Annotated in this window: 14 protein-coding genes and 2 pseudogenes; 9 read left to right on the top strand and 7 right to left on the bottom strand. The window is 71.7% G+C overall.

Features of this window, described 5'->3' with window-relative positions:
• Positions 1-227 precede the first annotated feature (227 nt).
• Positions 228-443 (bottom strand): annotated as a pseudogene (locus ACFYTE_RS17680) (nitroreductase family protein); the annotation flags it as partial.
• Positions 444-450: 7 nt separating this feature from the next.
• Positions 451-1,956, bottom strand: a complete 1,506-nt coding sequence (locus tag ACFYTE_RS17675; RefSeq protein ID WP_388710518.1) for a hypothetical protein — start codon at positions 1,954-1,956, stop codon at positions 451-453.
• Positions 1,957-2,231: 275 nt separating this feature from the next.
• Here ACFYTE_RS17675 and ACFYTE_RS17670 point away from each other — a divergent pair, with 275 nt between their 5' ends.
• The 7 genes from ACFYTE_RS17670 (at position 2,232) to ACFYTE_RS17640 (ending at position 7,971) form a co-directional block, all read left to right on the top strand.
• Positions 2,232-2,651: a YciI family protein gene (locus ACFYTE_RS17670; protein ID WP_388710515.1), complete on the top strand. Its 420-nt coding sequence runs from the start codon at positions 2,232-2,234 to the stop codon at positions 2,649-2,651.
• Positions 2,648-3,793: an RNA polymerase sigma factor gene (locus tag ACFYTE_RS17665; RefSeq protein ID WP_388710512.1), complete on the top strand. Its 1,146-nt coding sequence runs from the start codon at positions 2,648-2,650 to the stop codon at positions 3,791-3,793. Before ACFYTE_RS17670 ends, ACFYTE_RS17665 begins: the two co-directional genes overlap by 4 nt.
• Before the next feature lie 237 nt (positions 3,794-4,030).
• On the top strand, positions 4,031-4,549 hold the full coding sequence (locus ACFYTE_RS17660; protein WP_388710509.1) for a hypothetical protein: 519 nt from the start codon (positions 4,031-4,033) through the stop codon (positions 4,547-4,549).
• A gap of 189 nt (positions 4,550-4,738) precedes the next feature.
• Positions 4,739-5,692, top strand: a complete 954-nt coding sequence (locus ACFYTE_RS17655; protein WP_388710507.1) for a GAF domain-containing protein — start codon at positions 4,739-4,741, stop codon at positions 5,690-5,692.
• On the top strand, positions 5,689-6,132 hold the full coding sequence (locus ACFYTE_RS17650; RefSeq protein ID WP_388710506.1) for an archease: 444 nt from the start codon (positions 5,689-5,691) through the stop codon (positions 6,130-6,132). The genes ACFYTE_RS17655 and ACFYTE_RS17650 overlap by 4 nt, the downstream gene beginning before the upstream one ends.
• Before the next feature lie 51 nt (positions 6,133-6,183).
• Complete coding sequence (locus ACFYTE_RS17645) at positions 6,184-7,611, top strand: RtcB family protein (protein WP_388710504.1); 1,428 nt, start codon at positions 6,184-6,186, stop codon at positions 7,609-7,611.
• Between the two features lie 63 nt (positions 7,612-7,674).
• Positions 7,675-7,971, top strand: a complete 297-nt coding sequence (locus ACFYTE_RS17640; RefSeq protein WP_388710502.1) for a hypothetical protein — start codon at positions 7,675-7,677, stop codon at positions 7,969-7,971.
• A gap of 42 nt (positions 7,972-8,013) precedes the next feature.
• Here ACFYTE_RS17640 and ACFYTE_RS17635 read toward each other — a convergent pair whose 3' ends face one another.
• The 3 genes from ACFYTE_RS17635 to ACFYTE_RS17625 all read right to left on the bottom strand — a co-directional run bounded on the left by ACFYTE_RS17635 (position 8,014) and on the right by ACFYTE_RS17625 (position 10,418).
• Positions 8,014-9,117, bottom strand: a complete 1,104-nt coding sequence (locus tag ACFYTE_RS17635; protein WP_388710500.1) for a hypothetical protein — start codon at positions 9,115-9,117, stop codon at positions 8,014-8,016.
• 186 nt (positions 9,118-9,303) lie between these two features.
• The gene (locus ACFYTE_RS17630) at positions 9,304-9,636 is read right to left on the bottom strand and encodes a hypothetical protein (RefSeq protein WP_388710498.1); all 333 of its coding nucleotides are present in this window, start codon (positions 9,634-9,636) and stop codon (positions 9,304-9,306) included.
• Between the two features lie 248 nt (positions 9,637-9,884).
• Positions 9,885-10,418, bottom strand: coding sequence for a DUF11 domain-containing protein (locus tag ACFYTE_RS17625; RefSeq protein WP_388710496.1), 534 nt, complete (start codon positions 10,416-10,418; stop codon positions 9,885-9,887).
• A gap of 334 nt (positions 10,419-10,752) precedes the next feature.
• Between ACFYTE_RS17625 and ACFYTE_RS17620 the strand changes: the two genes are divergently transcribed.
• Entirely contained in the window at positions 10,753-11,652 is a 900-nt protein-coding gene (locus ACFYTE_RS17620) for an RNA polymerase sigma-70 factor (protein ID WP_388710494.1), read from the top strand.
• 80 nt (positions 11,653-11,732) lie between these two features.
• Here the strand turns inward: ACFYTE_RS17620 and ACFYTE_RS17615 are convergent, their stop codons facing one another.
• On the bottom strand, positions 11,733-11,990 hold the full coding sequence (locus ACFYTE_RS17615; protein WP_388710492.1) for a hypothetical protein: 258 nt from the start codon (positions 11,988-11,990) through the stop codon (positions 11,733-11,735).
• A gap of 59 nt (positions 11,991-12,049) precedes the next feature.
• Here ACFYTE_RS17615 and ACFYTE_RS17610 point away from each other — a divergent pair.
• Positions 12,050-12,548, top strand: a pseudogene (locus tag ACFYTE_RS17610) (SDR family oxidoreductase); the annotation flags it as partial.
• Between the two features lie 96 nt (positions 12,549-12,644).
• On the opposite strand, the gene ACFYTE_RS17605 reads toward ACFYTE_RS17610, so the two are convergent.
• A complete protein-coding gene (locus ACFYTE_RS17605) occupies positions 12,645-14,540 on the bottom strand; it encodes an N-acetylmuramoyl-L-alanine amidase (RefSeq protein WP_388710490.1) in 1,896 nt (631 codons plus the stop codon).
• Between the last annotated feature and the right edge of the window lie 48 nt (positions 14,541-14,588).

Here is a 14,588-nt window from a genome sequence, read left to right as displayed (position 1 = left end):
CCCCGCCGGGGGGGGGGGGGCGGGGGGGGGGGGGGGCCCCCGGCGGCCCCCCCCCCCCCGGGGGCCCCCCCCCCCCGGGGGGGGGCCCCCCGGGGGGGGGGGGGGGGGGGGGGGGCGCCCCCGGGCCCCCCCCCCCCCCCCCCCCGGCGCGGGGGGGGGGGGCGCCCCCCCCCCGGGGCCCCCCCCCCCGGCCGGCTGGTGCAGTCCGGGCGGGGCGGGTCACCGCGGTCGAACGCCTCGCACAGGGCGTCCACCAGCGCCTTGAGGGTGCCGCCGGTCACCACCGTCACCTGCCACATCTGGGTGTTGCGGCTCGACGGCGCGTGCCCGGCGGCGAGGAACACCTCCGCCAGGTCGTCCTTCGGCACCACCCGGTCCAGAAAGGCCCGCTTGCAGTGGCGGGAGGTGATCAGGGACAGGCCGTCGCAGAGCCCGTAGGTCATCCCTGCCTCACCCCCGTCCCGAAGTGATACCGCGGGGGCCGTAGGACTCGGCCAGCTCGCACAGACGGACGTGGACGGAGCGCTGGATGTGCTGCGCGCACTGCCGGTACGCCTCCGGGGACTGCCCCTCCGGATCGGGTATGTCACCGTACGGGTCCAGCCGGAGGGTACGGCCCTCGGCCTCGGGCGCCATGGCGATCACCCTGTCGCGATGGGCTCCGGTCATGCAGTAGATGACGGAGCTGACCAGGCACAGTTCCGAGGTGACCGGGCGAGCGCGGTGACGGCGGGGATTACCCCGGCCCGGCACCCGTCGCAGACCGAGGTCGGCGAGCGCGGAGCGGGCACCGACGGCCATCGGACGTGCGGGCAGCGGCGTCGCGACACCCGCGCTGGAGAATCGGAGGACGTGGACGAGACCCGCCTCCGCGGCCTGGGCCCACGCGATGACCTCCGCCATGGGCGAGCGGCAGGTGTTCCCACCGCAGACGAACAGCACCCGGCATGCCGCGCCGGTGCCGCGGCTGCGCCACCACAGGACGGCCGACGGCCAGGCCAGGGCCGCAGCCGCGCCGACGCCGAACGCGAGCGCGATGAGCTGGCTGCTGCCCGGAGCCACGAGTCCGGCGAGCCATGCGAGCGCGTAGGAGGCGACCAGGCCGGACATCAGGCTGGCGAACGCCCAGGCCGGCACACCCCAGGTGTATTCGCGCCGGTCGAGGTAGATCAGCGAAGCGAAGACGAACAGCACCTCGTAGGCCACGCCTATCCCCGCCGCCCCCAATGCGGCGGGTGTGGCGAGGAACGTGGTGAAACCCGCGGCCAGCTGTGGCTGCCCGGCCAGCGCCCCGGCGCCCAGCAGCACGGCCAGCCAGAGGGGTGCCGCGGCATGCTCCTCCACGAAGAACCGCCGGTCCGTTGCGACGACACCGTTCTTGGCGACGCGGCTCATGATGTCGAACCGGCCGAGGTAGCCGGCCAGGTAGACGAGGACGCTCAGCACGGCGGCCAGCGTGAGGTGGTAGCTGTTCACATCACCGAGAGCGACCGAAACCGCGATCAGGCTGAGGAGCAGCCCCAGCCAGGAGTGCTTCATGACCGGGCGGCCGTCGGTCACATCGATCATCGGGGAGAGTATGAGCACCCCGCCCCGCATCAACAACAGCATGAAGAGGATGGAGACGCCGGCGAAGGTGTAGTTCATCGTGGTGGCACCGATGATGAGCGACGTGAAGAAACCGGCCGCCAGTGTCTCCCGCCCCGCCATCGGAATCCGGCGCCCGCCGATCCCGATGCGGCGCATGTGCCGCCACCGCCCCGTCACGCAGAGGAACAGCACCATCGCGACGAGCTGCCCGAGGACGGCCGCGGGCAGCATCTCGAAACCGCTGACGGGCTGGGACGCCAGCGGGGTCACCCCGCTGGCGAGAGCCTTCACCAGCATGGCGTAGGGGATATACGCGACGAAGTATCCAAAGGTCAGCCAGCCCATGTGAATCCCATGGTCGAACATCAGGGTTCGAACACCGCAAGTCCGGGATGCCGAAGGTCTTGGAAGGTGCGAGCCTCGACTATTCAGTCACATACGCCTGCCAAAAATGCTACCGCCGGCGGCCGTGCACAGCCATTGCGGGAACGCCTTCCCGGACGCCACGAGACGGCTCGCCCAGGGCCCGTCCACGAGGGCGCAAAAAAAGTTCGGACGGCGATGTCGAGATCCCGTCACCGGCTCCGTCCCAGCGGTGAATGTGACCACAATGGGTCGCACCAGCACCGAGGAGACACACCATGGCCAAGTACCTGCTGCTCAAGCACTACCGCGGCGCTCCGGCGGCGGTCAACGACGTACCGATGGACCAGTGGACGCCGCAGGAGATCTCGGCACACGTGCAGTACATGCGGGACTTCGCGGCCCGGCTCGAAGGGACCGGCGAGTACGTCGACGGGCAGGCGCTCGCCCCGGAGGGGACGTTCGTCCGGTACGACGGCGAGGGGCGCCCGCCGGTCACCGACGGCCCGTTCGCCGAGACCAAGGACCTCATCGCCGGCTGGATGGTGATCGACGTCGACAGCTACGAGCGCGCCGTCGAGCTGGCCGGGGAGCTGTCGGCCGCGCCCGGTGCCGGCGGGAAGCCGATCCACGAGTGGCTGGAGCTGCGCCCCTTCCTGGCCGCCCCGCCCACCATCACGGAGTGCCATCTGCGATGAACGAGGCCCTGCTGAGGAGCCTCACGCCGAGCGTGCTCGCGATCCTCGTCCGCCGCGGAGCCGACTTCGCGGCGGCCGAGGACGCCGTGCAGGACGCGCTGATCGAGGCGGTCCGCGTGTGGCCCGACGATGCGCCGCGGGACCCCAAGGGCTGGCTGGTCACCGTGGCCTGGCGCCGGTTCCTGGACGCGACGCGCGCCGATGCCGCCCGCCGCCGGCGTGAGGACCGCGTCGAGGAGGAGCCGGCTCCCGGGCCGGCGCCCGCGGTGGACGACACGCTCCAGCTCTACTTCCTGTGTGCCCACCCGTCGCTGACGTCGTCGTCCGCGGTCGCGCTCACGCTGCGCGCCGTCGGCGGGCTGACCACCCGCCAGATCGCCGCGGCCTACCTGGTGCCCGAGGCGACCATGGCGCAGCGCATCAGCCGGGCCAAGCGCACCGTCTCAAGTGTGCGGTTCGACCGGCCCGGCGACGTCGCCACCGTGCTGCGCGTCCTGTATCTGGTCTTCAACGAGGGCTACTCCGGTGACGTCGACCTCGCCGCCGAGGCCATCCGGCTCACCCGGCAGCTCGCGGCAGCGATCGATCACCCCGAAGTGGCCGGGCTGCTCGCCCTCATGCTGCTCCACCACGCCCGGCGGGCCACCCGGACCGCGCCCGACGGCAGCCTTGTCCCGCTCGCCGAGCAGGACCGCGGCCGGTGGGACACCGCGTCGATCGCCGAGGGCGTCGAGATCCTTCAGGCGGCCCTCGCCCGTGACCGGCTGGGCGAGTTCCAGGCCCAGGCCGCCATCGCGGCGCTCCACGCCGACGCGCCCACCGCCGAGGAGACCGACTGGGTGCAGATCGTCGAGTGGTACGACGAACTCGCGCGCCTGACCGAAAGCCCGGTCGTCCGGCTCAACCGCGCCGTCGCCGTCGGCGAGGCCGACGGGCCGCGCGCGGGCCTGGCGGCGCTCGCGGCCGTGGACCCCGCGCTGCCACGCCATGCGGCGGTGGCGGCGTACCTGCACGAGCGCGACGGTGATCTGACGACGGCGGCACGGCTGTACGCCGAGGCGGCCCGCACGGCACCCAGCCTCGCCGAACGCGACCATCTGACCCGCCAGGCCGCCCGGCTCAACACCCGCCGACGCCGCTGACGGGTGGCGGCGCAGTGCCGTCTTGGGGCCGTGAACCTGAGCCGTCCAGCCGGTCTTGTGGGGACCTTCGGCCCTGTGAGCCGAGTGTGCCGCCGTCCGACGGTGATACCGAGTGGGTGAACGGACCAGTGATGTGCTGGAGGCCGACGCATGAGCACACCGGATTCGCCGTACACGTCCGGTCCACCACCGCCGCGCGGGCCGCGGCCACTTCGGGGGGCGAACCCCCTGACACGCATGTCCGACAGACTCGAATGCTGGTTCCGTCGGGTCCTGTTGGCCGTCCTCGTCCTCGGAGTGCCGTTGGCCGCGTTCAGCGCGGGACAGGCGGCGTACGAGGCATCGATGCGCACGGTGACGGCGCAGGCGGCCGAGCGGCACGAGGTCGCGACCCGCCTGGCATCGGGCGTCCAGGGCGATCCGACGACGGGGAGGCAGCCCGCGCTCGTCCGCTGGACCGACGCCGACGGCAGGGCGCGGACGGGAACCGCGCTCGTGGAGTCCGGGACACCCAAGGGCGCCACCGTGCGGGTGTGGGTGGACCGGGAGGGAAGGATCACCGGCCCGCCGATGAGCATGCTCGCCGCGAGGTCCAACGGCTGGTTCGTGGGTGGCGTGGCGGGAGCCGGTGCGGCCGCCGGTTGCTATGCGGTGCGCGCGGCCCTGCGCGCGGCCCTGGACCGGCGGAGGTATGCGCAGTGGGACGCCGAGTGGGACCTGGTGGAACCCCTGTGGTCCGCACGCTTTCACCGGTGACGGGCCGGGCGATGGGCGGCGGACGGAGCCCTGCGCCTTCGCGCCGGCAAGGGCCTCGGGGCGGGCCGGGCCGACTGTCCTGGGCGGCACCGGGGACGTAAGCTGCTGGTGTCCGCAAGAGCACCCGAGCGAGGGCGTGGTGCCATGCTGCCGGATCGTTCCCAGATACTCGCAGGTCCGCTGGAGCATGTGACGGTTGCGTACCGAGCGTCGTCACCGCGGCCGGCCGGCGTGATGGCGGACGCCGCGCGGGCCGATCAGCTCGGCACATGTGTCTCCCTCGCCCTGGACGACCCGTCCGCCCTGCGGCAGTTGCAGGATGCGGCGGCGGAATTGCGTGACGCCCCGCACCTGGCCCTGGTGCTCGTGCGTGTCGTGCGGACGGCCATGGCCCTTGTGGCCGCCGACTTCGGGTACGTCCAGGTCATCGACCCCTGCGACGGCTCGCTCGTCCTGGTCACCCAGTGCGGCTTCGGCCCCGAGTTCCTCGACCACTTCGCTGTGGTGCACGACGACCACTGCGTGTGCGGACGAGCCGCCCGGCAGGGCGCCCAGGCGGTCGTGACCGATGTCCTCGCCGCCCCTGACATGGCGCGGCACGAAGGGATCTTCCGTGCCGCCGGGGTACGGGCCGTTCAGTCCACACCGCTGGTCGACTGCGTGGGGCGACTGGTCGGCATGGTCTCGACACACATGTCGGAGCCCGGCCGGCCGTCCGACCACGACCTGAGGATCATGCGGCTCTACGGGCTCCTCGCGGGTGAGTCCGTCGGTCGGCGGCTGCGCGCGCCGTCCGTCGACGGTGTGCCCCCGGGCCTGCTGCACGACGCGGCACCCGGCGCACGCCAGGATCCCGGCCAGGCGCCGGCGGACCCGCTCATGAGCCGGATCCTGTCCGACACGATCAACCGGATCTTCTCGGCAGGACTGAGCCTCGCCGGTGCCCTGCCCCGTATCACCGACGACTTCGCGGCCCAGCGCGTGCGGGCCGGTATCGAGGAACTGGACGAGATGATCCGCTCGATGCAGCGGGCCGCCGTCGACCTCGGCGTGCGCGACGAGCACCGACACGGGCACGGCAGCCCGCCGGAGTGGGCCGGTCCGCGTCCGCGCCACCACAGGGGGTGCGGCAGGGTGCCATGACGCATGCCGGGCCGGGGCAGCCGCCGTGCGGTCATCGAAGTGTTCCGCACACCGGTGATCTGCGTGTCGAGGCCTGGGCGCCGACCCGCGAGGAGTGCGTCGCGGAGGCGGTGCGCGGCATGGTCGCCAGCTTCGCCGAACTGCCCGCGGACGCGTCGGGCACCGTACGGGAGTGCGTGGTGTCCGCCGAGGACGACGACCGGCTCCTGGCCGGGGCGCTCGAAGAGATCATCTACCGCATGGACGCCGCGGACGAGCTGCCGTCGGACGTCGCGGTGACGCCGGAGCCGGGCGGAGTGCGGGTGCGGATGCGATGCACGATGTGCGAGTGCTCGGCGGTCACACAGACCGGGGCCGTACCCAAGGCCGTGGCACTGCACGGGCTGAGGCTGGCCCAGGACTCGCACGGGTGGGCCTGCCGGGTGACGCTGGATGTGTGACGCCGGTCCGGCTCCCGCGCCGGATCGGCTCGCCGAGGAGGCCGAACCGACATGGACATCCGGCTGACGGCGGAGGGGCCCTGGCGGTTCCGGATCGAACGGACCGGCGCCATGCGCGTGCCCGGGGCCGTCCTCGCGCCGCACGAGCTGCTGCCGGACGAGCCCGGTGACCAGGCCCTCGCCCAAGTCGCCCACGTGGCCACGCTCCCGGGCATCGTCCGCGCCTCGTACGCCATGCCCGACATCCACTGGGGCTACGGCTTCCCGATCGGCGGTGTGGCCGCGACCGACGTCGACCGCGGCGGCGTCGTCTCGCCGGGCGGAGTGGGCTTCGACATCTCCTGTGGTGTGCGCCTGCTCATCGCGCACGTGGACCGTTCTGCGCTGCTCGGGAAACTGCCCGCGCTGATGGACCGTCTGGACGCGCTGATCCCGCGCGGGCTCGGGCGCGGCGGCCTGTGGCACCTGACGGGCCGGGACCAGCTGCACGAGGTGCTGCGCGGCGGGGCCCGCTACGCGGTCGAGCAGGGCCATGGCGTACCGCGCGACCTGGACCGCTGCGAGGACGGCGGAGCCGTCGGCGACGCCGATGTCGCCCAGATCAGCGAACGTGCGCTGGACCGCGGTGCCCGCCAGGTCGGCAGTCTGGGGTCGGCCAATCACTTCCTGGAGGTCCAGGCGGTCGACGTCGTCTACGACGAGACGTGTGCACGGGCTTTCGGCCTGCGTCCCGGCCTGGTGTGCGTCATGATCCACTGCGGTTCGCGGGGCCTGGGGCACCAGATCTGCGCCGACCATGTACGGGCCATGGACGGCGTGATGCGGCGGTACGGCATCGACGTACCCGATCCGCAGCTCGCCTGCGCGCCCGTCGACTCGCCCGCGGGCCGCGCCTACCTCGCGGCGATGGCCGCGGCCGCGAACTACGCCCGCGCCAACCGCCAACTGCTGGCCGACGCCGCCCGCGGCGCTTTCCGCGAGGCCACCGGCGCGGGCCTGGACCTGCTCTACGACGTCTCACACAACCTCGCCAGACTGGAACGCCCCACCGGCGAGGGCGGCGGCGGTCCCCTGCTGTGCGTGCACCGCAAGGGCGCCACCCGGGCTCTGCCGCCCGGCCACCCGGAGCTGCCGGACGCGTTGCGCCCCTTCGGCCAGCCGGTGTTCGTGCCCGGCACGATGGGCACCGCCTCGTACGTCATGACCGGCATCACCGGCAATCGGGCCTTCGACTCCTGCTGCCACGGCGCCGGCCGCGTCTGGAGCAGGCATCGCGCCCACCGCGAGATGTCCGGGCGGCGGCTGCGCCGGGAGCTGGCCGATGCGCGGGTCGCGGTGCGTCCCGCCTCCTGGCGCAGCGTCACCGAGGAGGCACCGGAGGCGTACAAGGACGTCGATGCCGTGGTCCGGGCAAGTGAACACAACGACCTGGGGCGCCTCGTGGCCCGCCTGGTGCCGCTGGGCGTCCTCAAGGGATGAAAGAGATGAAAGGGATGAAGAGCTGAAGGGGATGAAGGGGCCCCTGGGAGGAAGGCGAAGGCCATGGTAGGGACGTCATGGACGACGACGGGCGTGTTCACGGGGCGGGGCGGCGCCCGCACCGACGAGACGGGGATCGTCACCGGGGATCTGACCGTGCGCACGACCTGGGACGGCAGGCGGGCCGACGTGCAGGTCCAGTACGGCGGCACATCCCGGTGGTTCACCTTGACCGGGAGCCCGCTCCCCTGTCCTTCCCGGCAGGAGAGCCGCCATCTGCACCAGGCGGTGGTGAACGCCGTGCGGGCCGGCGGCGGCGCCACCGTGCCCCGGCGCGACGAGCGGTGGGCACGCCTTTGACCACGGGCGGGAACCGCCGTCCTGCCCCTGCCGGAAGCCCGTTCAGACGCCGGACGCGGGCTCGGCGTAGCGCAGCAGCACGCCCACGCCCTCCCGCAGCCGCAGCTCCCGTTCGGGCACCACGACCAGTTCGGCGCCCGTACCGACGAGGGCGCGGGCGAGGGCCGCGTCGGCCCGCTCTTCGCTGACCTCCCGTATCCCGTAGGCGCGCAATTCGTCTTCGGCGAGGGCGAGTTGGCCTGGTTCCGGGCCGATCCACAGGCGCAGCGGCGACTCCGGGTGGTTGTTGAGGAAGAGGGCCTTGACCCGGCCGCCCTGCAGGGCGGACACGGCGGCGGCAAGGCCTTCGGTGGCCGCTCCGCCATGGGCTCGCGCGGCGAGGAAGGCACCCAGCAGTGCCCGGTCGCGCGCGGCCATGCGCCCTCGGAAGAGGTCGTCGAGCTGCCGCTCCAGCAGTGCCCGTCCGGGCTGGGAGGTGTCCGCGCCGTCGACCGTGACGACCTGTCCGCGCAGAGGGACCGGAAGCCGCCGGACGAGGATGCCGCGCGCCCAGACGTCGCCCGCGACGACCACCGTCTCGACGTCGGTGCGCCGTGCGTGGCCCTCCAGTTCCCGGCCCACCTCTGCGGCGGCGTTCAGCCAGTCGGTCACCGGGATCTCCTCGTGGAGACGGTGTCCGGGCGTGACCCGGGTCAGGGGCCATGTGCCGGCCTCGGCGTCGATCCGTACGGTGCCGGCGGCGTCCGTGGCGTGACGGCCGGCGTAATGCACGTACACGGCCAGGTACGGGATGCCGGGCGCGTGCTGGACGATCAGCGGCATGGTGTCCGGCAGGGTTCCGAAGTGCGCGGTGTCCCGTGCGGGTGGGGCGGGCAGTTCGTCGAACAGGACGAGGTGCCCGTGCGCGGTGAACACCGCCTGCCCGTGGGTGCCGGGTACCTCCGTGTCACCGCCCACGGTGTCCGCCACCGCGATGATGGAGTCCCGGTCCGCTCCCTCGGCCGTCAGAGCGTCCCGAAGATGCCGCCGGCGCAGCTCTATGGCGGCATCGGGGTCGTCCACGGCGGCATCGCGCGAGGTGTCCAGATACACGGACGCGAAAGGGCCCGGCTGCTGGTACAGGGGTTCGAGGAAGGAAAGTCTCATGGTCACTCCCGAGTGGGCTCCGGGCACCGCAGGTCACCACGCCCGCCCGGCATGCCACCGCATCGGGACACGGTCGGGTCGGCGCGCCGCGGCTCGCTCCCCCTCCAGGATGCGCCCACCCGACGAGCCGCGCCCACCTCGACCGGGCTCTCGGACGGCACATCGGACACGAGGAGCCGGACGGCGTCAGGCCGTGGTGTCGATCTCCACGATGTTAGTCGTACCTGCGCACCTGCCAGGCGCCGTCGCTTCCGCGTGCGGCGGGACGTCCCGTCGATCCCGTGCCCCGCTCGATCCTGCGCCCTGGCCGAGGCCGACCTCGACGTCGCCGTCCACCGCGGGCTGGCCTACGCCTGGGCCAACGCCCGCCACCTCGCTCGCGCCGTACCCGACAAGCCGCTCGGCGGTCTGTGCCCGACCGACCACCGTTCCCTGGTCGTCGAGCAACGCGATCGCCGAGTCGGTTGTCTCGGGTATGTCCGGCTGTCTGCCGGGGTTCACGTGGGCAGTGCTGGTCATCGAACTCGTCCTCAGGTGGGCGGGGGCGGGGTGCGGGCGGAAACCGCTGCGTGACCGGCCGCGTGCAGCGCACGGACACTGCCATCGGCATGGGCTGTTCGCACCTTCTGGGCAATAGACCGGCCGGTGCTCCGGTCTGTGACAGCCCTCGCGAACAACCGGTGGAACGGCGCCGGAAACGATCGGTCCCTCCCCGTGATGTCGGGGAGGGACCGATCGTTCCAGCGGAGAGAGGGTTGGTGGTCTGGTTACATGGCGACTCCGGTGGCGTTACGGCGGCGGCGGATCAGGAGGAAGCCGCCGAGGGCTGCCGCGGCGGCTGCGCCACCGATGGCCGGGTTGATGACCGGGATCTCGGGGACCTCGGTCGGCCAGCAGGAGTTGTTGTTGTCAGGGTTGGGGTCGGGCTCCGTACCCTTGACGTTGACGCAGTTTTTCAGCACGACCGTCTGCGCGGGGTAGGGCGCGTCGGCGCGGACGGTGATGGTGTGGCTCTGCCCGACCGCCAGCGGCCCGCCGGAGCAGGTCAGTTTGCCGGCGGCGATACCGCAGTCCGCGTTGGAGGTGCGGGCGTTGGTGATCCCCTCGGGCAGCGGGTCGGTGACCGTCCAGCGCGTGGCGGTGTTCGGCCCGTTGTTGGTGACGATGATCTGGTACTCGATCTCCTCGCCCGGGTTGACCTTGGCCGGGCCGACCTTGATCACGGACAGGTCCGCCTGCGGGTTGGTGAACCCGAAGTCGGCACCGTGGTCGTTCTGTCCTGCGCCCTTCGGCGTCACCACGACGGCCGGGTAGGGGTTGCCTGACGTCTCACCGACGCCGATAACGCGGCCGACAAGGCCAAGGACATACCGCCAGACCACCGCCGGCGCTGCCGCTGATCCACTACTCGTTCCTTTCCTCCGCCAATGGACATGCAGCCGAAGCGAGCTGGCTCGCATATCTAAAGATCTTCACGGCCGCTTTATGTGACGAGCGGATAAGCCGAACGAGGGAGTGGTGAGACGTGAGTGCAACTGTGCGCTCACAATGTTGGCTCGGTGTGCCCGCCCACCGCCGCAAACGCACGCTGTGGCAGCTTGTAGCATGGTGGTCCCGGAGCCGGAAGGGACCACGATGCACGCTGGGAACGATCACACTGAGGCCCTTGACCAGGCGACGAAGGACTTCCTTGCTGCACGCCCCCAGCTCTTCGGTATCGCGTACCGGATCCTCGGCAGTTCGGTGGAGGCCGAGGACATCGTCCAGGAGACATGGCTGCGGTGGCACAACACGGACCGCACGAACGTCCTGGAACCTGCGGCCTTCCTGACCACGGTCACCGCACGGCTGGCCATCAACCTCGCCCGGTCCGCCAGAGTGCGGCGGGAGTCGTACATCGGACCGTGGCTTCCCGAACCGGTCGACACCACGGTGGACCCGCAGGTGGGCGCGGAACGGGCCGAGGCGCTGGAACTGGCGGTTCTCTTCCTCATGGAGAAGCTGAACCCGGTGGAACGCACGGCCTACGTCCTCAGAGAGGCCTTCGACTACCCCTACCACAGGGTCGCGGACATCCTGGAGACCAGTGAGGCCAACGCCCGCCAGTTGGTGAGCCGGGCCCGCAAGCACCTCGGCGCCGAGCGCAGGAAGCGGGTGAGCCCGGCCGAGCACCGACGGCTGCTTGAGGTGTTCCTCGCCGCGGCGCGGACGGGCGATCTGTCGGTGCTGGAGGACCTTCTCGCCGAGGACGTCGTCAGCTACTCCGACGGCGGCGGGGTGCGCGGCGCATCGAAGATCCCGGTCGTCGGGCGGCTGCGCGTGGCCAAGTACCTCGCGGCCTTCGCACCCCGGTTCTGGCCCCAGGCGGACATCCAGTGGGTCGAGGCCAACGGGCGGCCGTCCGTTCTTGTCTCGGCCGGCGCAAACGCCGTGGCGTTGCTGTGCATCGACGCGTCCGCCGACGGGATCGACCGGATCATGTGGGTGATGAATCCGTCCAAGCTGTTGCCCTACGTGGCCTCCCTGAACGGCTGACCGTCTCCCCCGGCGGTCGCCCCCGCGTGGTCGACGGCGTCCCGCTCTCCTGAACGCGTGGGGAGCGGGACGTGCCACCGTCAATGCCGACCGGTGATCTCCTTGTACTCGCGCTCCGTGGGCTTGGGGATCTGGCTCGCCTCCCGGTGGAGGCCGTGGCTGAGCCGGGCTCGCATCCGCCGGACTCTGGTGGGCGTGCCCTTCGTGGGGCTGCGGATGCCCAGTCGCCCGTTGACCCAGCCGGCGACCTTCTCGCCGCTGTGTTCCCGTACGAGGCGCTGACGCGGTGCGAAGAACCACCGTGTGTCATGTGCGGGCCCCGGCACCGTTCTGTCCACGGCTGTACTCCTTGGCGGGATTCGTGGTCGTAGTGATCGGTGGCACCGGGCTCATCGGTTCGAAGGCCGGCGTGACGCACCACGTGGCACTGTCCGTGGTCGGCACCGAACGCCTCCAGGACAGTGGGTACTTCCGTGCCAAGCAGGCCCAGGAAGAGCTGATCAAGGCGTCCGGCATCCCCTACTCCATCGTCCACGCCACGCAGTTCTTCGAGTTCGTGAAGGCCATCGCCGCCGCGGCCACCGAGGGCGACACCGTGCGGCTGGCGCCGGTGAAGATCCAGCCCGTGGCCTCCGACGATGTGGCCAGGGCCGTCGGCCGCACGGCGGTGGGCGATCCGGTCAACGGTGTGGTGGAGGTCGCGGGCCCCGACGAGTTCCGGCTCGACCAGCTCATCGGCAAGGGGCTGGCCGCGAAGAACGACCCCCGCACGGTGGTGGCGGACGTGCACGCCCCGTACTTCGGCGCCGAGCTGAAGGAGACCACGCTGCTGCCGGCTCCGGGCGCGCACATCGGCGTGACCCCGGTTCGCCGACTGGCTCGCGCAGCAGCAGTGAACCCCGCGGGGGTGGCCACCGTGGTCGGGGGCCACCCCCACATGCCGCCCCGCTGCTCGGCAGGCACCCCGCGGGCCTTGCGTCACGGTTGCGCGGTCAACGGCTCGCGGCCACGTCCGCCTCGTGCACGAGGCCCAGACGGTGGTTGTACTGAATGGTGTACATCTTCTTGCCGCCGGTCACGACGGTGCCGCCGGCGGGGAAGTAGTCGTCGGTGGCGGCGGCTTCCCCGGTGGCCACATACGCCTGGCCGGCGGGAATGTCATAGAAGCTCAGCGGCGCCTGGGTGGAGGGCGAAAGCCCGGCGGGGTATTCGTCCGCGTCCGGGTAGCTGCTGCCGTACACCGCAGCGGGCGCGGCACCGGCGGCCTTGATCACGGTCACCCCGTGGGCGGGGGTCGTGTTGCGTCCGGAGGGGTTGTAGAACCACACCTTGCTGCCGCTGTACCAGATGGCCGTCCACGCGTCCCGCTGATCGGCCACGACGAACTGCTGTCCCGCCTGTGCGGTGCTCCCCCAGTCGTTGATCCTGCGGGTGCCCGTCCCTTCGGGGTGGATGGCCTGGTCACCGAAGAGCGGTGCGCTGCTGCTCGGTGCGGTGTGCAGGTGGACGAAGCCGGCCGGCTGGCGTCGTTCGGTGCATTCGGGCGTGGCGCCCGTCGGATCGTCGGACGGGCAGACCTGCACGGTCTGCTGGTTCCGGGTGAAACCGGGCGTGATGGTGACCGCCGTGCCGACCCGTGCGGTGCCGTGTGCCGCGTCGACGGGAGCGCCGAGGAGACGCATGTAGCGCTCCCAGTCCCAGGACGGTCCCGGGTCCCAGTGCATGCCGGCGACGAGGGAGGAGTTCGGTCCCGGGACGTTGTCGTGCCCGATGATGTGCTGCCGGTCCAGCGGAATGCCGAAGCGGTCGGCCAGGTACCTGACGAGTTCGGCGCTGGCCTCGTACTGGACCTGGGTGTACCAGGTCCCGTTGGCGGCGGCGTAGCCCTCGTGCTCGACGCCGATGGAGTGCATGTTCGTCGAGTAGTTGCCGGCCTGGAAGGACAGGTCCTTGGTGGGCACCATCTGGGTCACCGCACCGTCCGACGACCGGATCACATAGTGCGCCGAGCCGCCACCGGGTGTCTGGAAGCTGTTGATGGCCGACTCGTAGGACGACTCGGTGTCATGGATGACGATGGAGTCGATCCGGATGTCGTTGGCGGGCCGGTCGGACACCTGCCCGTTGGCGGCGGCGGCGGGGACGAACGTGCAGTCGAGTGTCGTCGGGCACTCGGTCTGTGCGGCGGCCGTCGCCTTCAGATGAAGGCCGCCGAGTTGGTCCGTCGCGGGCCGTACGTCCGTGACGGCGTCCAGCCGGACCCGCTGACCGTCCCCCGTCGTCTCGCTGACGCCCTTCTTGACGGATGCGAAGACACGGTCGGCGAACGCCTTCGCCCCGCGCTCCTGCGGCGAGCCGCTGTAGCGGGCCACGGCGGCGTACCACTGGCCCGGGTCCTGCGGCAGCCGTCCGGTGGTGGCCTTCGCATAGGAGGCCAGCAGGGCGGCGCCGCCGCGGATGTTGGCGGCCTCGTCGTCGCGCAGTTGCCCGGCGGGCAGTCCGGTCAGTTCCGCCGCCGCGCGCAGGGTGTGCAACGAGGGGTCGGCGGCCATCTCCTTCAGATCCGCACGACCCGCGGCTCCCGCGTCGCCGTCGGCCATCATCTCGGGCGTCACGTCTGTCAGATGCATCGGACCGTAGCCGCCGCTGGTGCTGGGTTCGCCCGGATGCGGTTCCCAGGCCGACTCGTGGTAGGCCACACCGAGCAGGACCGGCAACGGAACGTGGAACTCGGCCGCGGCCCGTTCGAACACCTGCTGTCGGCCGGCCGTCTGGGGGTCGGGGTCCGCAGCCTGGGCCAGCAGCGGAACACTGGTGACGCCGGCCGCCGCGAGGGCGCCGGATGTGATCAGAAGTGGCAGCCGCCATCGCGGCTTGCGCTTGTGCACTGCGATACCTTGCCTTCACGTGATGATTGCGCCCGCCGTGAACAGCGG

This window comes from Streptomyces sp. NPDC004629, from assembly GCF_042873595.1.
Lineage (GTDB): Bacteria > Actinomycetota > Actinomycetes > Streptomycetales > Streptomycetaceae > Streptomyces.
This window is presented reverse-complemented; position numbering and strand designations above follow the sequence as displayed.